This is a genomic window from Cupriavidus sp. 01L415 (assembly GCF_056400065.1).
This window is the reverse complement of the sequence record NZ_JBFTSP010000018.1, coordinates 18,545-37,414: the sequence shown is the minus strand read 5'-3', so window position 1 is coordinate 37,414 and position 18,870 is coordinate 18,545. Positions and strand designations below refer to the sequence as shown.

General features: G+C 67.4%; 17 protein-coding genes. 3 read left to right on the top strand and 14 right to left on the bottom strand.

From position 1 onward, the window contains the following. Nucleotides 1–21: 21 nt before the first annotated feature. The 3 genes from AC1DOX_RS21770 to AC1DOX_RS21760 all read left to right on the top strand — a co-directional run bounded on the left by AC1DOX_RS21770 (nucleotide 22) and on the right by AC1DOX_RS21760 (nucleotide 2,154). Nucleotides 22–1,137: an NADH:flavin oxidoreductase/NADH oxidase gene (locus tag AC1DOX_RS21770; RefSeq protein WP_441620666.1), complete on the top strand. Its 1,116-nt coding sequence runs from the start codon at nucleotides 22–24 to the stop codon at nucleotides 1,135–1,137. Nucleotides 1,138–1,190: 53 nt separating this feature from the next. Beyond that, nucleotides 1,191–1,613, top strand: a complete 423-nt coding sequence (locus AC1DOX_RS21765; protein WP_441620668.1) for a VOC family protein — start codon at nucleotides 1,191–1,193, stop codon at nucleotides 1,611–1,613. Between the two features lie 373 nt (nucleotides 1,614–1,986). Continuing rightward, on the top strand, nucleotides 1,987–2,154 hold the full coding sequence (locus AC1DOX_RS21760; protein WP_176861094.1) for a hypothetical protein: 168 nt from the start codon (nucleotides 1,987–1,989) through the stop codon (nucleotides 2,152–2,154). Nucleotides 2,155–2,341: 187 nt separating this feature from the next. On the opposite strand, the gene AC1DOX_RS21755 is transcribed toward AC1DOX_RS21760, so the two are convergent. The 14 genes from AC1DOX_RS21755 to AC1DOX_RS21690 form a co-directional block, all read right to left on the bottom strand. Continuing rightward, nucleotides 2,342–3,802 carry an aldehyde dehydrogenase family protein gene (locus AC1DOX_RS21755; RefSeq protein WP_441620671.1) on the bottom strand — a complete coding sequence of 487 codons (1,461 nt, stop codon included), beginning with the start codon at nucleotides 3,800–3,802 and terminating at the stop codon, nucleotides 2,342–2,344. Nucleotides 3,803–3,959: 157 nt separating this feature from the next. Continuing rightward, nucleotides 3,960–5,735: an ATP-binding response regulator gene (locus AC1DOX_RS21750; RefSeq protein WP_441620673.1), complete on the bottom strand. Its 1,776-nt coding sequence runs from the start codon at nucleotides 5,733–5,735 to the stop codon at nucleotides 3,960–3,962. 18 nt (nucleotides 5,736–5,753) lie between these two features. After that, nucleotides 5,754–6,389, bottom strand: a complete 636-nt coding sequence (locus AC1DOX_RS21745) for a response regulator (protein ID WP_441620675.1) — start codon at nucleotides 6,387–6,389, stop codon at nucleotides 5,754–5,756. A gap of 299 nt (nucleotides 6,390–6,688) precedes the next feature. After that, nucleotides 6,689–7,384 (bottom strand): dipeptidase PepE, encoded by a 696-nt coding sequence (gene pepE / locus AC1DOX_RS21740; protein WP_441620677.1) that lies wholly within the window; start codon nucleotides 7,382–7,384, stop codon nucleotides 6,689–6,691. Between the two features lie 196 nt (nucleotides 7,385–7,580). Beyond that, on the bottom strand, nucleotides 7,581–8,489 hold the full coding sequence (locus AC1DOX_RS21735; RefSeq protein WP_441620679.1) for a phosphodiesterase: 909 nt from the start codon (nucleotides 8,487–8,489) through the stop codon (nucleotides 7,581–7,583). A 20-nt stretch (nucleotides 8,490–8,509) separates the two neighbouring features. Next, complete coding sequence (locus tag AC1DOX_RS21730; protein WP_477114054.1) at nucleotides 8,510–9,568, bottom strand: ABC transporter ATP-binding protein; 1,059 nt, start codon at nucleotides 9,566–9,568, stop codon at nucleotides 8,510–8,512. Then, complete coding sequence (locus AC1DOX_RS21725; protein WP_441620683.1) at nucleotides 9,561–10,475, bottom strand: ABC transporter permease; 915 nt, start codon at nucleotides 10,473–10,475, stop codon at nucleotides 9,561–9,563. The genes AC1DOX_RS21730 and AC1DOX_RS21725 overlap by 8 nt, the downstream gene beginning before the upstream one ends. A gap of 11 nt (nucleotides 10,476–10,486) precedes the next feature. Continuing rightward, entirely contained in the window at nucleotides 10,487–11,305 is an 819-nt protein-coding gene (locus tag AC1DOX_RS21720) for an ABC transporter permease (protein ID WP_441620685.1), read from the bottom strand. Between the two features lie 121 nt (nucleotides 11,306–11,426). Beyond that, nucleotides 11,427–12,449: an ABC transporter substrate-binding protein gene (locus tag AC1DOX_RS21715; RefSeq protein ID WP_441620687.1), complete on the bottom strand. Its 1,023-nt coding sequence runs from the start codon at nucleotides 12,447–12,449 to the stop codon at nucleotides 11,427–11,429. Between the two features lie 94 nt (nucleotides 12,450–12,543). Next, nucleotides 12,544–13,665: a substrate-binding domain-containing protein gene (locus AC1DOX_RS21710; protein ID WP_477114053.1), complete on the bottom strand. Its 1,122-nt coding sequence runs from the start codon at nucleotides 13,663–13,665 to the stop codon at nucleotides 12,544–12,546. Nucleotides 13,666–13,950: 285 nt separating this feature from the next. After that, entirely contained in the window at nucleotides 13,951–15,501 is a 1,551-nt protein-coding gene (locus AC1DOX_RS21705) for a TolC family protein (RefSeq protein WP_441620691.1), read from the bottom strand. Further along, nucleotides 15,488–17,482: an FUSC family protein gene (locus tag AC1DOX_RS21700; RefSeq protein WP_441620693.1), complete on the bottom strand. Its 1,995-nt coding sequence runs from the start codon at nucleotides 17,480–17,482 to the stop codon at nucleotides 15,488–15,490. The genes AC1DOX_RS21705 and AC1DOX_RS21700 overlap by 14 nt, the downstream gene beginning before the upstream one ends. Beyond that, nucleotides 17,463–18,512 carry a multidrug transporter subunit MdtN gene (gene mdtN / locus AC1DOX_RS21695; protein ID WP_441620695.1) on the bottom strand — a complete coding sequence of 350 codons (1,050 nt, stop codon included), beginning with the start codon at nucleotides 18,510–18,512 and terminating at the stop codon, nucleotides 17,463–17,465. The genes AC1DOX_RS21700 and mdtN overlap by 20 nt, the downstream gene beginning before the upstream one ends. After that, entirely contained in the window at nucleotides 18,509–18,772 is a 264-nt protein-coding gene (locus tag AC1DOX_RS21690) for a hypothetical protein (protein WP_092143056.1), read from the bottom strand. The genes mdtN and AC1DOX_RS21690 overlap by 4 nt, the downstream gene beginning before the upstream one ends. Between the last annotated feature and the right edge of the window lie 98 nt (nucleotides 18,773–18,870).

Genomic DNA, 18,870 nt, shown 5'->3' with positions numbered 1-18,870 from the left:
ACGTTTCAACAGGAATGCTTCATGCCTCATCTCTTTGATCCCTACAAGATCGGCAACCTCGAACTGGCCAATCGCATCGCCATTGCGCCGATGTGCCAGTACTCGGCGGAAGAGGGCTCGGCCACGGACTGGCACATGATTCACCTCGGCCATCTGGCGTTGTCGGGGGCGGGCATGCTGATTCTCGAGGCGACCGCGGTGTCGCCGGAAGCCCGCATCACCCCTGCCGACCTCGGCCTGTACAACGACGCCAACGAAGCCGCGCTGCGTCGCGTGCTGGATGCCGTGCGCATGCATTCGCCGATCGCGCTGACGATTCAGTTGGCACACGCAGGGCGCAAGGCGTCGAGCCATGCGCCGTGGGAAGGCGGCTCGCAGATTCGGCCGGACGCACCGCATGGCTGGCAAACGGTGGCCCCGTCGGCGGTGCCGCACGCCGAGGGTGAAGTCCCGCCGACGGCACTCGACAAGGCCGGCATGAAGAAGATCCGCGATGACTTCGTGGCTGCCGCAAAGCGCGCGGCGCGACTCGGGCTGGAAGGCATCGAGGTGCATGGCGCGCATGGCTATCTGCTGCACCAGTTCCTGTCGCCGCTGGCCAATCACCGCACGGACGAGTACGGTGGCAGCCTGGAAAACCGCATGCGTTTTCCGCTCGAAGTCTTCGACGCGGTGCGTGAAGCGTTTCCGGCCGACAAGCCGGTGTGGATGCGCGTGTCCGCCACCGACTGGGTGCCCAACGGCTGGGACATCGAAGGCACGATCGCGCTGTCCCACGCACTGAAGGCGCGCGGCTGCGCGGCGGTGCATGTGAGTACCGGTGGCGTGTCGCCGCAGCAGGCCATCAAGCTCGGCCCCGGCTACCAGGTGCCATACGCGCAGCGCGTGAAGGCGGAGGTGGGGCTGCCGACGATTGCCGTGGGCCTGATCACGGAACCGGAGCAGGCCGAAGCGATCATCGCCAACAACGAGGCGGACGTGATCTCGATCGCGCGCGCCATGCTGTATGACCCGCGCTGGCCGTGGCACGCGGCCGCCACGCTGGGCGCAAGCGTCAGCGCGCCGAAGCAATACTGGCGATCGCAGCCGCGCGGATTGGCGGACCTGTTCAAGGACGCGCACTTCGGCCAGCGCTGAGCGCCGCGTGCGCACAAAGAGCGCATAAAGAGCGCACAGAAAGAGGAGACACCATGAAAGCGCGCGTGACGATGATTACGCTGGGCGTCGATGACCTGGAGCGCGCGTACCGCTTCTATCGGGATGGACTCGGGTTCCCGTCGAAAGGCATTATCGGCAAGGAATTCGAGCACGGAGCAGTGGCGTTCTTCGACCTGCAGGAGGGGTTGAAGCTGGCGGTGTGGCCGCGCGCGAGCCTGGCTCACGACACCGGCCTGCAGGTGTCGCCACCCGCGCCGACGGACCTGTCGCTTGGCCATAACGTGTGGTCGCGGGAGGAAGTGGACGAAGCCATGGCCCGCGCGCTGGCGGCCGGCGCCACCATCGTCAAGCCGGCGCACAACACCTTCTGGGGCGGATACGCCGGCTATTTCCAGGACCCCGACCAGCACGTCTGGGAAGTGGCCTGGAACCCGCAACTGCTGCCGGCGGACTGAGCTCCGCGAGCTGCGGCACGGCAGTTACGCCACAGTATCCGGCCGGGATCGAACCAGGTCCCGGGTCCAGTCCCCGTGCGCGATGCGCTGGATTTCCCGCGGTGCGGCATCGCCGGTGGCGTCCGCCCACCTTGTATTTCCAGCTTGACTTTCCGGGCCGCGCAAGGCGGTCCGGGGGCGTGATGAACACGTCACCGCTGCGGCATCGCAGCATCCTCGAACTATCAAAAACGAAGGGATTTCCATGATTGCCGCGCGCAGGCACCCGCGCGACCATGGCCTCAGTAGATTGCGTTGGGCAGTACCGCGGGCGCCCCACTGAGCCAGCCCGCCATCACAGAAGTAGTCGTAGAACGAACTCTGGGAGACATCCATGCAAGTCTATGACGGCCTCGTCTTTGTTTGCGCCATGATGCTTATCTGCATGTACGCCTACTTGGGTGTGCAATCGCAGAGCGCGGCCCTGAAATACGGCTCCCCGGCGATTGTCGGCTTGCTGACGGTCGTCTACGCGCTGTTGCCGATGCGCATGATCGGCTGACGTTGCTGACCGAGCCGTGACGGTTGGGCGGATCCAGGCCGGATAACCGCTTCGGCCCACTGCGGCGCCTCAAAAAAGTGCGGTGGCCCTCTCGAGCCACCGTACCTGTCCTGCGCTGTCGCGCCGGCGCTGCCGCCTGCGCAACCTGTCTCGGCTAGACTGCCTTGGCCAACCCCTCCTGGCGACCCTATCGCAGCGACAGCCAGATCGCTTTCGGTTCCGTGAAGTTCTCGATCGCGGCGTCGCCGTGCTCGCGCCCGAGGCCCGAATCTCCCGAGCCGCCCCACGGCAGGCGCACGTCCGTGTAGCCATAGGTATTGATCCACACCGTGCCCGCGCGCAGTTCGCCGGCCACCTTGTGCACGCGTGCGATGTCCGCGCTCCATACGCCCGCGGCCAGGCTGAACGCGGTGCCGTTGGCAATGCGCACGGCATCCGCTTCATCGTCGAACGGAATCACGCTGGCCACCGGGCCGAAGATTTCCTCCTGCGAGATGCGCATTTCGTGCTCGACATTGGCGAACACGGTGGGCTCCACATAGAAGCCGCGCTCGCCGATACGCGCGCCGCCCGTCACCGCGCTGGCGCCTTCGCGCTTGCCAATCTCCACATAGTCCAGCACGGTCTTCATTTGCGCGGCGGAAACCACCGGGCCCATCGTCGTGTCGGGTGCCGACGGGTCGCCGACGCGAACGGCCTTTGCCCGTGACGCCAGCCGTTCGACCACTTCGTCATACACCTGCCGTTGCGCCAGGATGCGCGATCCTGCCGAGCAGACCTGGCCTGCATTGAAGAAGATGCCCGATGCCGCCGCGCGGGTGGCGGCGTCCACGTTCGCATCGGCAAAGATCACGTTGGCGGATTTGCCGCCGAGCTCCAGCGTCACGCGCTTGAAGTTGGCCGCGGCGCCCTGCATGATGCCGCGCCCCACACCGGGAGACCCGGTGAACGTGACTTTGTCGATGCCAGGGTGCGCCACCAGCGTGTTGCCCACCACGCTGCCCTTGCCGGTCACCACATTGAACACGCCGGGTGGCAGCCCGGCCTCCAGCGCCAGTTCGCCCACGCGCAGCATGGTCAGCGGCGTGATTTCCGCCGGCTTGACGATCAGCGTGCAGCCACAGGCCAGCGCCGGCGCGATCTTCCACATGCCGATCATCAGCGGGAAATTCCACGGCACGATGGCCGCCACCACGCCCACGGGCTCGCGCACCGTATAGGTCAGCGCATCGGGCCGGGTGGGCACCACCTGACCGTTGATCTTGTCGCACCAGCCTGCGTAATAGCGCACCGTATCGATCACGGCGGGCATGTCCTGCCGCCGCACGGCGGCCAGCGGCTTGCCGGCGTCCAGGCTTTCCAGCGCCACCAGTTCTTCCGCGTGGGCTTCCAGCAGGTCGGCAAAGCGATACAGGATGCGGCCCCGGTCCGCCGCGCGCATGGCGTTCCAGACTTTCAATGCGCCGCGGGCGGCCTGCACGGCCAGATCCACGTCCGCCGCGTTGCCCTGGGCAACCAGCGCGATGGCGTCTTCAGTGGCGGGATTGATGTCGGTGGAGTATTCGCCACCGCCGGGGGGCAGCCGCTTGCCGTCGATCAGCAGGTCATGCCGGGGCAGATCGCGGGTGGAGGGGGTCGACGGGGTCATGGAAGGCTCCTCGCTGCAAAGTCATGGTCGGGATGACGTGAGCGTTGGCCGGTAGGATCAGGCCCGCTTTGTCTTGCAGTGTGGGCGTGGGCCTACCCTAAGTCCAATTAATAGGAATGATCCATTCATACGTTAAGCGCATGAATGCGGCCTGACGTTATTGTTCGGCCCGGCTCCATTCAGACTCGCGCATCAGCGTGCTGATGGCCGCATGAAGCTCGCCCGGCACCACGGGCTTGTGGAGCAGCGCGGTGCCGTCGGCGTGCGCGTTGCGCAGGCGGTCGGCGGCGGTGTCGCCGGTAATGATGATGGCCGGCAAGCGGCGGCCCACGCGACTGCGGATCGCTGCAATCGCCTCGTGTCCCGTGCGATGGCCGCGCAGCCGGTAGTCGGCCAGGATCAGGTCTGGCGGGAAATCGTCCAGCAGGGCCAGCGCCTCGTCCTCGTTCTCGGCGGTCCGGCACGGGCAATTCCAGATGGCCAGCAGGCCCGCCATGGCTTCGCGGATGGCCGCGTCGTCATCGATCACAAGCACGCGCAAGCCGTCCAGCCGCATGGCGATCTGTGGATCGGCGGCTTCCTCGGGTGCCGTCCAGGCCAGCGGCAGGCGCAGGCGGAAGACCGATCCCCGGTCCGGCGTGGAGGCCAGCGTCACGCGCGTCTGCATCGTGCGCGCCAACCCTTCGACGATGGCCAGCCCCAGTCCCAGCCCCTTGCGCTGGTCGCGCTCCGGATTCCCGAGCTGGTGGAATTCACGGAAGATGTCGCGGTGCTGCGCGGTCGGAATGCCGATGCCCGTATCCCAGACCTCCACGGACACGTGGAAGCGTCGCGGCCGGCAGGCCACCAGGACGCCGCCGGCGCGCGTGTAGCGGATGGCGTTGGCGATCAGGTTGCGCAGGATCAGCTCCACCAGCGAGGGGTCGCCGAACAGCGTGGCGGTGGTATCGCGCGTGCGATAGACCAGGCCGCGCGCATTGGCCTGCGGCGCGAACTCGTTTTCCAGTTTGTGCAGCAGCGGCTGCAGCCGGAACGGACGCGGGCGCGGGGTGACCACGCCGGCTTCCAGCTTGGAGAAATCGAGCAGCGTGTTCAGCATCTCGCGTGCCGCGCCCGATGACGCTTCGATATGGGTCAGCAACTGGCGCTGGTGGGCGTCCAGCGTGGTCCGGCTCAGGGAAACCACGAAGAGCCCCAACGCGTGAAGCGGCTGGCGCAGGTCATGGCTGGCCGATGCCAGGAACACCGACTTGGCGCGGTTGGCTTCCTCCGCCTGCCGCTGGGCCTGGCCGGCGCGCGCGGTCTGGTCGCGCAATTGCGAGATCAGCTCGAGGTTTTCAAAGCGCAGGGCGATGGCATGCCGCGCCACGCGCGCGTAGTTGCGCGCGAAGATCATCAGCACCACCAGGTAGAGCGGGGTGCCAAGGAACATCGGCAGGTAGGCGATATCGCCGGTGGCCAGGAAGACGATCCAGACGGGGACGATGGCCGGCACAAAGAAGCCGACCGCCACCGGCAGGCAGGCCGAGAACACCGCCAGTGCGGCCGCGCTCATGCCGGCGATCAGGGACAGCACGCAGATCACCACGGCGGGTGAGCGGATGTCGAGGTACAGCCAGGCGACCAGCCCCCACAGGCTGCCGATCAGGACCAGCATCGCGGTCATCGCGCGCGCGTACCGGCCGGAGCGCGCTTCGGTCAGCCGGTCCGGCACGGCGAGCCGGCCAAAGTGGGCGATGGCGCAGGCCACGACCATCGTCGCGGCCCACGGCAGGGCGCCGGGATGCCCACCGGTGATGGCCAGCCCGGAGGCCAGGATCATCGCCGCAAGCGAGCAGCCGAGCATGGCAATGCCAAAGCTTTGGTCGATCAGCTCCATCTGCGCCGTTAGCAGGCGCGGCTCGTCGTAGCGAGGCAGCAGAGCGAGCGTCATGCGATCGCCGGGATGCGGTTAGCGCTGTGCCTGTACCAGCCCGCGACGCTGGGCTTCCAGGATCGCCTCCACGCGGCTGACCACGCCGAGATGATCCAGGATGGCGGCCACGTGCACGCGCACGGTGTTTTCCGACAAACCAAGGTGATACGCGATGACCTTGTTGGAGCGGCCCAGGTTCAGCTGGCTCAGCACCTCCAGCTGGCGCGCGGTGAGCTGGCTGAGTTGGTAGGTCGGCGACGGCGCCGTGCCATCGCAGTTGCCATCGGCCGTGAAATGGGTGCCGCCTGCCAGGCAGCAGGCGATGGCTTCCTCGATTTCGCGTGCATCGGCGGACTTTGGCAGGAAGCCGGCGATGTCCTTGCGCGCCTCTGCGGGGATCGCGTCCGGCCCGGAGGTGCCGGAGACGATCAGGATCTTCGCGGTGGCAAAGTGTCGGCGCAAGACCCTGACGCCCTCGATGCCGTTAAGCCCGGGCATCTGGATATCGAGCAGCAGGATGTCGACTTCCTTGTCGCCATGTTGCTGCGCGGCCTCCATGACCGAGCCCGCTTCGATGATCGACGCCACGCTGGGGCTGTCCGCCAGCAGCAGCTTCAGCCCGGTGCGAAACAGGGTGTGGTCGTCGATCAGCAGGAGTCGGGCACGCGGCATAGGTGGGCGCGGGGGCGCAGGGGGCGGAGTGAACGATTGGACTCGATTCTGACGTGCTTGTCCATGCACCTATGCAGGGCGTTGCTCATTCGTGCGGGGTAGTCCGGAAAGATTATTGGTGCTTTCCGAAACGGGTGCCACGATGGCGGCGTGGACGAATTCCGCGACTAGTCCATACCACTTTGAATACCCACTCCACCCGGCTGTGGGTATTTTTTTAACAGCACAAAAAGCAAATGCAGTGAATGCCGCCGCGCCTGGCGAGCGTCATCCTGACTGCAGGGGGCACGAGGCGCCGGTCAGGCAGGCGGGGACAGCGCCCCGGCCGTGACGTCCCAGGTCTGCGTGCCAAGGAACCAGCGCGCCGCATGCGCGCCATGCAGGGTGTAGCGATCGTCCGACACCCGGACCCAGTCGCCCTCGGGCAGCCCCAGCACCGGTGTGGCCGGCGACATCGTGGTGAACTCCGCCAGCCGCTGGTCGCGCGTCTCGCCCCGGAATCCGGGCACCAGCACGTTGAAATAGTGCGGATTGATCTGGAACGGCACCAACCCCAGCGCTTCGAAGCCGCCCGGGTCCACCACCGGCATGTCGTTGGTGGTGCGGATGGTCGGCGTCGCCAGATTGGAGCCCGCGCTCCAGCCGATATAGCGCGCCGCGCCGCTGCGCACCCGCGCGGCCATCGGTGCCAGCAGCCCTTGCTGGCGCAACACCTGCAGCAGCCGGAAGGTATTCCCGCCGCCGACCACGATCAGCTTGGCGGCGTTGACCGCGGCGAGTGCGTCTTTCTCTTCATGCAACGACCGGATGGGGATCCCCAGCGGGACGAAGGCCTCTCGCACCTGCGCGGCGTATTCGTCCCAGTCGCGCGTGACACCGGCAAACGGCACGAACAGCGCCTCGGTTTGTCCATCGGCCAGTTCGGTAATGGCGTCGGCCGCATGGACGAGATAGCCGTCGTCGGAGGTGGAGTTGCTGAGGAGAAGGAGGTCCATGTCGAGGGAATCGCCGCCGTTCCGTCATGCGGAACAGCGGTCCGGGGAATTGGGTAAGCCGGTGATGGTACCCAAGGTGACAGGCGCATGACAACTCGCGGGCCCGATGGTTGCCATCCTTTCTGGCAGCGCTGGCGTGTCCCCCGTACGTTCCCGATTCCCGTTCGCTCAGTCGGGCCACGGCCCGTTGCGCCTCCTAATCGATCAGCCGCCCGTCTGCATCGTAAAAGGGATGCAGCGGACCATAGTCGCCGCTGGCCGCCGCGTGGGTGACGAGCCCATGCACCGGATGCCACCAGTGCAGCAGGAACCCGGGGGGCTCCATGCGAAAGCGCGACACCGCTTGCGGGTCAAGATCCAGCGCCACCTGATGCGCGGGGCCCGGCGCCGTCATGGCGATGGTGCCGCCGAAGCGCCGGATGATATGGCGGTGGAGGTGCCCGCACACCACACGTTCCACCTGCGGATGGCGCGCGATCACGGCTTCCAGCGCGGCGGCATTCTCCAGCCCCTGCTGATCCATGTGGCCGATTCCGGTATGAAACGGTGGGTGGTGCAGCATGACCAGCGTCGGTTGCGCGGACGCGGCGGCGAGCGTGGCGTCGAGCCAGGCCAGCCCGTCGGCTTCCACGCGTCCGCCCGGCTGGCCGGGCACCGTGCAGTCGAGGGCCACCAGCCGAAGCGGGCCCGCATCCACGGCGTAGTGGATCGGCGTCTCCCCGTCGCCGTTGACGAACAGATAGTCGTGATCGGCGAAGACACGGCGCAGCGATGTGCGATGGTCGTGGTTACCGGGCAGCAGCCTGATGGGCATCGGCAGGCGCTGCAGGATGTCGCGCAGGAAGCGGTACTCGTGCTCGCTGCCGAAGTCGACCAGGTCCCCGGTGATGATCACCGTGTCCGGCTGCTGCGGCGCAGCCAGCAGCGTGTCGATCGCGCGATGCAGTGCCCCGGCCGTATCCACCAGCCGATACGAGCGCTTGCCGCCGGCCTTGATATGCAGGTCCGTGAGCTGGGCGACGAGATAGGGCGCGCCGGCCGCCGCCGGCAGCGCGGACGTGGCGGACGGAGAGGCCGAAGCGGACGGAGCGGACGAGGAGGACATTGCGGAAGATGCGGCGGTGGTCATGCGGCTTGCGGCAGGGTGATCAGGAGGCCGGTGTCGATGCGCAGGCTCACGCGTTCGCCGGGCTGCCATCCATCGCGGCGAGCGGTATCGACGACCAGCGGTGCGGCGGCGCCCACATCGACGAGCACCCGCGTATGGTTGCCCAGGAACAGCGCCGTGACGACGGTGCCCTCGACGTGGGCGTTGTCGGCGTGCACCAGCGCGACGTCCTCGGGGCGGAACATCAGGCGCGCTTCGGGCGTCACGGGCGTCTCCGTGGGCGGACCCATCGGCACGGTGCCACCGGGCACGCGCCAGAGTCCCGCTTCGGCCGTGGCCGGCAGGTGGTTCATCGTGCCGATGAAATCGGCGACGAACGCGTTGGCCGGCGCGCGATAGATCTCCTGCGGCGTGCCGGACTGCGCGATGCGGCCGCGGTCCATGACGATGATGCGGTCGCCCAGCGCCATTGCTTCGGCCTGGTCGTGCGTCACGTAGACGGCGGTGATATGCAGGCTGCGCAGCAACTGGTTGATGTCAGCACGCAGGGCATCGCGCAGCTTGGCGTCCAACGCCGTCAGCGGCTCGTCCAGCAACAGCACGCGCGGCTGCACGGCGATGGCGCGGGCGAGTGCCACGCGCTGGCGCTGGCCGCCGGAGAGCTGGTCGACGCGGCGGTCGGCAAGCGGCCCCAGATGCATCATCGCCAGCATGTCGTCGACGCGGCGCCGGCGCGCGGGGGCGTCCACGCGCCGCACCCGCAGGCCATAGCCGATGTTCTCGGCCACGGTCATGTTGGGGAACAGCGCGTAGTTCTGGAACACCATGCCCACGCCGCGCGCCTCGATCGGCTGCTCAGTCACGCGGGTATCGCCAAACCAGACCTCGCCGCCGGCATCCGGCTGCTCGAGCCCGGCAATGATGCGCAGCGTGGTGGTCTTGCCGCAACCGGACGGCCCCAGCAGCACGAGGGTTTCGCCCGCGCCGATCTCCAGGTCCAGCGGCTGGAGGGCCAGCGTGCCGTCCGCGAAGGTCTTCGCGCACTGGCGCAGGCGGATGGTGGTGGGCTCATGCATGGCGGGTCTCGGCGGGGTTGGGCGTCGCGGAAGCGGCTGCCGGGGGAGTGGGGGAAATGAGTCTCGAGGACGCGGCCGATAGCGTGGCCACGTCCGGGTCCGCAACGTGCCGCCGCGCGCGGGCTCCCATCGCCGAGAGCGCCTGCATCAGCACCAGCAGCGGAATGATCATCACGAAGAAGACGATGGTGTACGCGGAGCCGATCTCCAGCCGCATCGACGCGTAGCTGTCGGCCAGGCCCACGGGCAGGGTTTGCGTGGTCGGCGTGTGCAGCATCCAGGTCAGGTTGAACTCGCCGACCGACAGCGTGACCACCGTCAGCGCGCCGGCCAGGATGCCCTGGCGGCAGTTGGGCAGGACCACGGTGAAGAACCGCTGCAAGCGCGTGGCACCCAGGCTGGCGGCGGCATCCTCCAGCGTGCGGATGTCGATGGCGGCGAGGATCGCCAGCACGGATCGCACCATGAACGGCAAGGTGAACAGCACATGGCCGATCAGGATGAACACCCAGCTCGTGCGCAGGCCCTGCCAGGTGCCGTACAGCAGAATCAGGCCCAGTGCCGTGGCCAGGCCGGGCAGCGCCACGGGCAGCATCAGCAGTTCCTCGATCAGCCGCGTCACGCGGTTGCGGCGCAGCGCCATGTAGTAGGCGGCGGGCACGCCGATCACGAGCGTGCAGGCGAGGCATGCGATGGCGATGCCGAGCGACAAGAAGATGGTGTTGCGATAGAGCGACCAGACTTCCAGCAGCCAGCGCGTGGTGAGTCCGCTGGCCACGCCCACGAAGATGTTATTGGTCAGGCCCGCCAGCACGGACAGCGCCACCGGGACGGTCATGAAGACGCAGACCGCGAGCGTGAGCGCCAGTTGCAGCCAGTAGCCGGCGCGGCGACGGGGGGAGGTCATGGACAGGCTCCTCAGGCCGTGGCGGCGACGGCGTCGCCGGAATACCAGCGCGCCAGCGCCAGCAGGGCCCAGGTGACCGCGCCCAGCAGGATCGAGAGCGCGGCGGCCGTGCCGAAGTTGGCGTAGTTGGTGAATTCGTTGTAGATGGTCAGCGGCAGCACATCGAGCTGCGTGGCCAGCGTGAAGGCGGTGCCAAAGGCGCCCATACTGGTGGCAAAGCAGATCGCGCCGCTGGAGAGCATGGCGGGCATCAGCGCCGGCAGCATGACGTCGCGCACCACGCGCCATGGGGTGGCGCCGAGCGATCGCGCGGCTTCCTCCAGCGAGGTGTCGAGCTTTTCGACGGCGGCCATCACGGTCAGGATCACGCGCGGAATCGAGAAATACAGATAACCGACGAACAGGCCGGCCAGCCCGTAGGCAAAGGTCCAGCGGTCGCCGGCCACCACGTCGCCGATCATCGCCAGCAGCCCGTTGCGACCCCCAAGCATGATCACCATGAAGCCGATCACCACGCCGGGAAACGCCAGGGGAAAGGTGAGCATCGCCACCAGCACCGGTTTGCCGGGCACGGGATGGCGCTGCAGGAACGTGCCGGCGATGCCGGCAATGACCAGCGTGGCCAGCGTCACCGTGGCGGACAGCAGCACCGTGACCAGCAGGCTGTGCAGGTAGCGCGTGCTGGTGAGCACCGTCCAGTAGACGCCCGCGCCTTCCTTGCCGGTCAGACTGACTTCGACCAGCCGCGCCATCGGCAGGCAGAAGAACGCCAGGAAGACCACCAGTGCGGGCACGGCGAAGAGGAACAGGGGCGGAGATCGCTTGGTCATGGCAGTGACGGGGCGGTGGTGGATCAAGTCATCAGGGGGCGTTTCCCCTCCGCCATTGCGGACGCATTGGACGGAGGGGAGACAGCCTGCATGCTACGTGCGGTGTCCGGATGCGTCCGGATCAGCGGACTTCCTTCAGGTACTGATCGCTGAAGGCCTTCTGCGCGGCGGCCATCTTGGCGAAGTCCACCGGCTTGGCGCGCGCATAGTCGGCCGCCGGCAGGAAGCGCGCCTGCACCTCCTTGGGCATCGGCACGTTGCGCACCGGACGCAGGTAGGCGTTGGCCCACAGCGCCTGGCCGGCATCGGACAGCACGAAGTCCAGCACCTTGCGGCCCTCGGCCTCATGCGGCGCCTTGTTGACCAGGCTCATGACGTATGGCACCACCAGCGAGCCTTCCTTCGGGATCACGAACGCCACGTTCGCGTTGTCCTTGTAGCGCGCGCGATAGGCGTTGAAGTCGTAGTCCAGCAGGATGGGAATCTCGCCCGACAGCACGCGTGCGTAGGCGGTCTGCTTCGGCACGATCGGCTGGTTCTTCTGCAGGTCCTTGAAGTAYTTGAAGGCCGGGCCGAAGTTGTCCATCGATCCGCCCATGGCCTGGTTCACCGCCACGGCGCCCACATAGCCGACAAACGCGCTGGCCGGGTCCAGGTAGCCAATCAGGCCCTTGTACTCCGGCTTGAGCAGATCCGCCCACGACTGCGGCACGGGCTTGCCGCGCAGCGCATCCACGTTGACCATGAATCCCAGCGTGCCCGAGTGGATGGCAAACCAGTTGCCTTGCGGGTCCTTCAGGCCGTCCGGAATCTCGTTCCAGTTGGCAGGCTTGTACGGCTGCGTCACGCCGTCGGCCTTGGCCTGGATGCCGAAGGTCACGCCGAGGTAGGTCACGTCGGCGACAGGGCTGGCTTTTTCCGCCACCAGTTGCGCCAGCGACTGGCCGGAATTCTTGTTGTCCAGCGGCACGGTGACGCCGGTCTTTTCCTTGATGGCGCGAATCTGCGCGGCCCAGTCGGCCCATTCGGGCGGGCAGTTGTAGCAGATGGCGGTCTGTGCGGCCACGCCCTGGCTGAATGCGGCGGCCGTCACGGCCATGGCCAGCCAGCGCAGCGGACGGCGCCAGGAGGATTGCGTTGACATGTAAGGCTCCCTGGTGGAAATCGAACGAAGAAAGAGACGACGAAAAGTCAAACAGCGAACGGAAAACAGCAACATGCAAAAGGCAGACTTCTGGCTACGCCGTCCGCGAGATCGGCGCGGTGGAAGCCGGACTGGCCGGCGCGGCAACCGTGCCGTTCACGCGCAAGGCATGCGGCAACAGCGTGACGCAAGGCTCGGCACTGGCGACGGCTTCCGCGCGCGTAGCGGCGCGCAGGCGGGACACGATGTGCCGGATCGCACCGGCGCCAATCTCGCTATTGGGTTGCACCACGGTCGCCAGCGGCGGCTCCACGAGCGTACCGAGCGCGATGCCGTCATACCCGAGCACGGACACATCGCGCGGCACGCGCAGGCCCAGCCGCTTGAGGTCGGAGATCACGCCGATCGCCAGCAGGTCATTGGTGCAGAACAACGCCGTCGGCGCGTCCGGTGCCTGCATCAGCGCGCGGATCTGTCCGGCGTTGCTGGCGGTATGGGAGGGCAGGCAGACCGGCGCCATCGCCGGCAAGCCGTGCGCGCGCATCGCGTCCTCGTAGCCCGCAAAACGCTGGCGCGCACGATCGGACGCCGTGAACGATCCGGATGCCACGGCGATGCGGCGATGCCCGGCGGCAATCAGGGCCTTGACCCCTTCGCATGCGCTGGCGCGGTTGTCGACGGAAACCGAGTGACGTCGGCCCTGCGGCGCGGCCTGGTTGTAGGCCAGCACGTACGGGATGGCCTCGGCGTCGAGCTGGTCCAGCACCTGGCTGTGCGCGGCGTCCGCCAYGGTCAGCACCATGCCGTCGACGCGATGGCGCAGCAGATACTCCACACGCTCGCGTTCGCGGGCGGGGTCGTAGCCGCTGGTCACCAGCATCAGGGAATAACTGGCCGCCAGCGCGGCTTCCTCGATGCCGCGCCAGCATTCCGCGAACACCGCGTTTTCCAGCGTGGGCAGCATGACGCCGATGATCCGCGTCTGCTGGGATCGCAATTTGGCGCCCAGCAGGTTGGGCCGGAATGCAAGCCGCTGTGCGGCATCGTGCACGCGCTGCGCGGTGGCCTCGCGCACCAGTTGGGGATGGCTGAACACGCGGGACGCTGTAGCCAGCGACACCCGGGCCGCCAGCGCGACGTCGGCCAGCGTGACGCCGCTGCCGGGTTCGGCGGAGGCGATGCGTGGTGGCGAAGCTGGACGGCGGGATGTTGGCATGGGCTCCTCAACTGGCTCAGTCGCAACTTTGAAAACGTTTTCATTGAAGCGCCGAAAAATCAGGCGTCAAGGTTTTCCGTCGCTGCACTGCCGCATCAGAAGGGAGTGATCGAGGCCGCGGACGGGTCTTGCGCCTGTGTTTGCGGGATGCATTCTCGTCGCCAGATGTGACGGACTGATGACAGCGCGGCCGCCGGATCGGCGGCGTCCAGCGGGTAGCGGGCGACGCGGATTGAAGCCGCTTTGAAGTCGTTTCGAAGCCGGGTTGAAGCCCGGTTCAGCCGATCACTGCGTGGAGCCGATGGTGCCCGTGGCCAACGCCAGTGCGGCGGCGGCGGCCAGCGCGCCGCTATAGGCATCGGCTGACGCATTGCGCGCCAGCAGCAGCTGGTTCTGCGCGAGATTGGCCTCGATCACCGAACCCACCCCCTTGCGATACGCGGCAAATGCCGCGTCATAGGTGGTCTGGGCGGCATCGGCCAGTGCCCGGGCGGCGTCATACGTGGCCAGGCTCGTTTCCAGCGCGCTCTGGCTGACCACGATCTGCCGGACGGATTCCTCCTTGGCGCGCGCAAGCTTCGCGGACGCGCTATCCACGTCGTTGCGCGCCTGCGCCAGCACCGCCGAGCGTAGCCCGCCGTCGTAGATGGGCACCGTCACGCCCAGGAACACGCTGTTGCCGTAGCGGTAGCCATTGAGGTTGACCGTGGGCGGCTGCTGGCCCACCGGCGGTATCGCCGTGATGGCCGACCCGCCCGATGCGTAGGACGCGAACGCGGACATGAATACCTTCGGCAGGAACGCTGCCTCGGCGGACCTGACCCTGGCCTGATTGGCGCGCTCCACGGCATATGCGCCTAGCACGTCGGGCCGCTGCGCGATCGCCGTTTCCACGATTTGCTCCACGGAACTGCGCAGCGCAGGTGACAGCGGCCGCGCGGGCATTTCGGCAATGCGCAGCTTCGACAGCGGTGAAATGCCGATGGCGGTGACCAGGCCCAGATACGCGTCGGTTTCCGCGCCCTGCGCCTGCACCATCGCCAGGTTGGTTTGCGCGCGATTCTGCGTCGCCTGCGCGACTTCCACTACGGTGCCGATGCCGCGGGCGTAGCGGACCTTGGCCGCGGCCAGCACCGCATCCGCGTTGGTCAGCGCCTGCTGGACGGTCCCCGAGCGCGAACGGGCCGCCTGATAGCGATAGAACGCCACGCTGACGTCGTGGATGATGCGCTGATGCAAGGCCGTGAACGCAATGTTCGCGGCAATCGTGGTTTGCTCCGCGGCCTCGACGAGGCCCGCACGCTCCCCGAAATCGAACAGCAGCCACTGCAGTGACAACACAGATACGGCGCCGTCGTGCGAGATATCGGCGCCCGCCTGCCCCAGCGCGGTCGACGTCGACAGATGCCCATTTTGGTAGCCGCCCATCGCCGCCACCGAAATCTGCGGCAGATAGCTGCTGCGGGCGATGCCCGCGGCCAGCGCTGCATTGCGAGCGTCGTTCCACGCGACGCGCGTCAGCGGGTTGGACGATTCGGCCATGTCGATCAGCTCGGGCAGCGAATACGCGTGGCCGGGCTCGAGGGCCGCCGGCGGCGCAATGGTCGCCAGCGCCCGGTTGGCCGGCAGTGTGTAGTCCGATGGCTGGCTCGCGGGCGCCGGCTTGCTGGCCGCACCAGCCACGATTTCCCCGCTTGCCGTGGTGGGCGGCTGCCACGGCCGGTCAGGCTGCGGCGGCGCAAGATCGAGCGCGGACGTGGCACAGCCCGCCAGGGTCAGCGCCACAAGCGCGGGCACGAGTATGAGCGGGAGTGCCTGCGGGTCAGGTTTGCGCATGGGAGGAAGGGGATGTGCCCGGGGCATCGGGCGGCACTTCGGCCAATCGTTTGTCGACGAGCGCCAGCAGTGCGTCGCGTGTCTGGGTGTCGTGATCTGTCATGGGATGCGCGGGTGCCGTGCTGCGGGCCGCTCCGCCGGCGTCGGTGACGGTGGCTTCGGCAGGGCGCAGCGCGCGCAGGCTGGCCGCCACAGCGGGGTCGCCCGGAAAGCGTTCGGCCAGCAGGAAGAGGGGGCCGGCGATGGCATCGAGCACGCCCAGACGCCGCCGGCAATCATCGACCCACGATGACGCGGGCCCCACCGATGCGGGCTCATAGCGCGCAAGAACCAGATCCTGCGCGATGGCGCCTTGCAGGCCGAGCGCGGTGGCAGCGTGCTGGCGGCGCGCATCGGGCAGGCGCGCATCGACCAGTTGCTGCCACTGGCGCGCCAATGCGGCCAGTGCCGCCTCGATACGCCCGGTGATGCTGACCGGCCAGACTCGCGTGAATACCAGATAGACCACCAGGTTGCCGATGATGATGCCGATGACGCGATCGCGCGCAATGGTCAGGTCGAAGCCCGGCGCCGGCCCCTGAATCACGCAGAGGTAGAACGCAAACGCGATCTGGAAGCCCGCGTAAGCGATGCGCGGCGATCCCTGCGCGACCCACGCCGACAGCCACGTGCCCACGAAAACCAGCGCCAGCAGGCCGCCCACCGACGACAGGGCCGGCACGATATAGACGAGGGCCGCGGTGCCCACCACCGCGCCGATCAGGCATCCGGCCAGCCGCAGCGTGAGCTTTTCGACGGATTCCGCCGCCGTTCCCAGCGATACGAGATAGCAGGTGATGAAGCAGGTGTGGATGCCCGGCCAGTTCAGTTGCTGATAGAGCAGGTAGCAGAACATCGCCGCGCCGGTGGTTTTCAGCGCGTAGTGGATATGGGTGCGGTTGGTGAAGGCGTCGGCATCGAGGAAGCCGCCAGCTTTTGCGGGTGGCGGCGCGGTGTGCGGCACCGCCGCCTCGTCCGGCTCCGCGTAGCGCTCGATGGCGCTGCGCAGCGCCCGCCGGACGGACTGCTGGACCGGTGGCAATTCCGCGTCTGGCAGGGAGAGCGCAATTTCCACCGGATAACCGCCCGCATCGAGCATGCGGGCCATGGCGTCGAGCGTATTGGCGATCGGCTCGACCTGCGCTGCCGGCAGCGCGGCACCCTGTTGCCGGCAGGCGACGTCGGCCGCCATCAGGATCGCCATGGTCGACGCCACCGCCTGGCGCAGCGCCACGACGTCCGCCGCGCTCGCGCTGCCTTCAAACTTCGCCAGCTTCAGCCAGCCGGCCACGGGCTGCACACCATCGCGCAATACGGCGCCAAGCGCGGTACCGTCCGATGCCGGATCGCGCAGGCTTTGCGCCGCCACGCGGAGGCAGTGCGCCAGCCGGTCGCAGGCCAGCCGGCGTGGCGACGGCCCGAGTACCAGGTTGACGACGATATTCGTGCCGATCGGAATCGCCACCATCAGCCACGCATAGAGCAGGCCGCGCGTGGCAAGCTCGCCGGCGGGCACCAGCCCGAGTTCGTCCAGCCCGAAGCCGACGATCATCGCCACGATGGCGCCCACGGGGCGAAGCTTGCTGGCCGACGTGAGGAACAGCAGGGCGGCGGACACCACGGCCATGCACGCCACGCGCAGCATCGGATTGTCGAGCGTGTAAGCGCCCAGCAGGATCACCAGTCCGATGATGATGCTGATCAGGATCAGCATCGCCGCGCTCATCACGATGCTGCTGGTGCGGTCGGCCCGGTTGATGAAGAAGATGACGTACGCGGAAATGGCGGCTTCCGGCGTGCCATACATCGCCGTGATGAGCACCGTCAGTGTGCTGGCGGCCGCAATGCGCGTGGTAGCCGCCGTGCGCCCCGGAAACGGCGCCAGCAACGCACCAATATCGGGCACGCCGAGACGCAGCCTCTCAGTGGCAGGCTGCGCCATGCCGGACCTCGACGGTTGCGCTGGCACCCACCCGGGCCAATGTTTCCGCCGGCGCCTCCAGCTTGATCCGCACCGGGAAGCGTCGGGCCACCCGCACCCAGTTCACCGATGCCTGCACATAGGGCAGGGAACGCGGCAGGTTGATCCGGTCGGTGTCGGTGATCCCCGCGCCAATGCCCTCGACCACCCCGCGCATGGCCTGGCGCCGGTCGATCATCGAATACACCGTGGCGCAATCGCCAATGCGGATGTCCGCCAGCTGGGTTTCGCGGAAGTTCGCCACGGCAAACCACTCGCCGGTATGCACGAGCACGAACAGGGACTGATTGGGAATCACGACTTCGCCGGGCAGGACCGTGAGCCCGGTCACCCGGCCATCGTGCGGGGCATGGACCACGGTGTCGTCCAGCGCGCGCTGGGCGATTGCCAGCGCGGCCTCGCGCGCGTGGACGGTGGCAATCGCGTCGGCCTCATTGCCCACGGCCTGCGCTGTCGTGGCACGCTGCACCTGCGCCTGCTTCAGCGACACGGCCGCATCGCGCTTGGCCACTTCGGCCTGGTCCAGCTGCTGCTTCGGAACATAGCCATCGGCGGCCAGAGGCCGCAGCCGTTCCACGGTGCGCGTGGCCAGCGCGTAATTCTGCTCGGCGCGGTCGATCTGGTCGGACGCCACCGACGCCGTGCCGCGCTCCGTGCCGATGGCCCGGCGCCGGGTGCCCAGCATGGCCTGGGCGAGTTCCAGGTCGGCCGTCGCCTGGGCCACGGCGAGGCGGTAGGGCACGGGATCGATTTCAAACAGGATGGCGCCCTTGGAGACCTGCTGGTTCTCCGTTACCAGGATCCGGGCAATGCGTCCGCCGACGGGAGAGGCGACGTGCACCAGATCGGCATCGAGCGATGCATCGTCGGACGACGGATAACGGATCGTGCGCTGGTAGGCGTAGATGGAAAGAAGGACGGCAAGCAGGACAATTGCCAGGGCAATCAATTTCCCGCGCATCGGGCCGCGGCGGACGCCAGCCATTTTCATAGGATGTGCCCCGTGCCGAATAACCAGACGATTTCGGCAATCATCAGGCCGATCGCCGTGTTGACCAGTAACTGTAGACCCACGATTTCCGCCCAGCCAGTCGCGATAAACACCCGCCAGGCGATCAAGGCGCCCGCAATGCCAAGCACTGCGGCGAGTAGCCAGAGCGGGAAGTAGGCCCCGAACAGACTGAATGAGGGGGCCCCGGCACAACCAGACAGCGAAGCGGCCAACGCGACGAGCGCAAGCGAGCGTGCCATGGGATTGGGGGGATTGGGTTCAGGGGGTTTGGGGGCGCCGATGCCGGATTGTAAGGGACAAAGGGAGTTCGGACTAGCCGTGCGGCAGGTTCGATCTT

Excerpts from the sequence above, each read along its gene's own strand:
- AC1DOX_RS21770 (WP_441620666.1), top strand. The coding sequence starts at position 22 with ATGCCTCATCTCTTTGATCCCTACAAGATCGGCAACCTCGAACTGGCC.
- AC1DOX_RS21765 (WP_441620668.1), top strand. The coding sequence starts at position 1,191 with ATGAAAGCGCGCGTGACGATGATTACGCTGGGCGTCGATGACCTGGAG.
- AC1DOX_RS21760 (WP_176861094.1), top strand. The coding sequence starts at position 1,987 with ATGCAAGTCTATGACGGCCTCGTCTTTGTTTGCGCCATGATGCTTATC.
- AC1DOX_RS21755 (WP_441620671.1), bottom strand. The coding sequence starts at position 3,802 with ATGACCCCGTCGACCCCCTCCACCCGCGATCTGCCCCGGCATGACCTG.
- AC1DOX_RS21750 (WP_441620673.1), bottom strand. The coding sequence starts at position 5,735 with ATGACGCTCGCTCTGCTGCCTCGCTACGACGAGCCGCGCCTGCTAACG.
- AC1DOX_RS21745 (WP_441620675.1), bottom strand. The coding sequence starts at position 6,389 with ATGCCGCGTGCCCGACTCCTGCTGATCGACGACCACACCCTGTTTCGC.
- pepE (WP_441620677.1), bottom strand. The coding sequence starts at position 7,384 with ATGGACCTCCTTCTCCTCAGCAACTCCACCTCCGACGACGGCTATCTC.
- AC1DOX_RS21735 (WP_441620679.1), bottom strand. The coding sequence starts at position 8,489 with ATGTCCTCCTCGTCCGCTCCGTCCGCTTCGGCCTCTCCGTCCGCCACG.
- AC1DOX_RS21730 (WP_477114054.1), bottom strand. The coding sequence starts at position 9,568 with ATGCATGAGCCCACCACCATCCGCCTGCGCCAGTGCGCGAAGACCTTC.
- AC1DOX_RS21725 (WP_441620683.1), bottom strand. The coding sequence starts at position 10,475 with ATGACCTCCCCCCGTCGCCGCGCCGGCTACTGGCTGCAACTGGCGCTC.
- AC1DOX_RS21720 (WP_441620685.1), bottom strand. The coding sequence starts at position 11,305 with ATGACCAAGCGATCTCCGCCCCTGTTCCTCTTCGCCGTGCCCGCACTG.
- AC1DOX_RS21705 (WP_441620691.1), bottom strand. The coding sequence starts at position 15,501 with ATGCGCAAACCTGACCCGCAGGCACTCCCGCTCATACTCGTGCCCGCG.
- AC1DOX_RS21700 (WP_441620693.1), bottom strand. The coding sequence starts at position 17,482 with ATGGCGCAGCCTGCCACTGAGAGGCTGCGTCTCGGCGTGCCCGATATT.
- mdtN (WP_441620695.1), bottom strand. The coding sequence starts at position 18,512 with ATGAAAATGGCTGGCGTCCGCCGCGGCCCGATGCGCGGGAAATTGATT.
- AC1DOX_RS21690 (WP_092143056.1), bottom strand. The coding sequence starts at position 18,772 with ATGGCACGCTCGCTTGCGCTCGTCGCGTTGGCCGCTTCGCTGTCTGGT.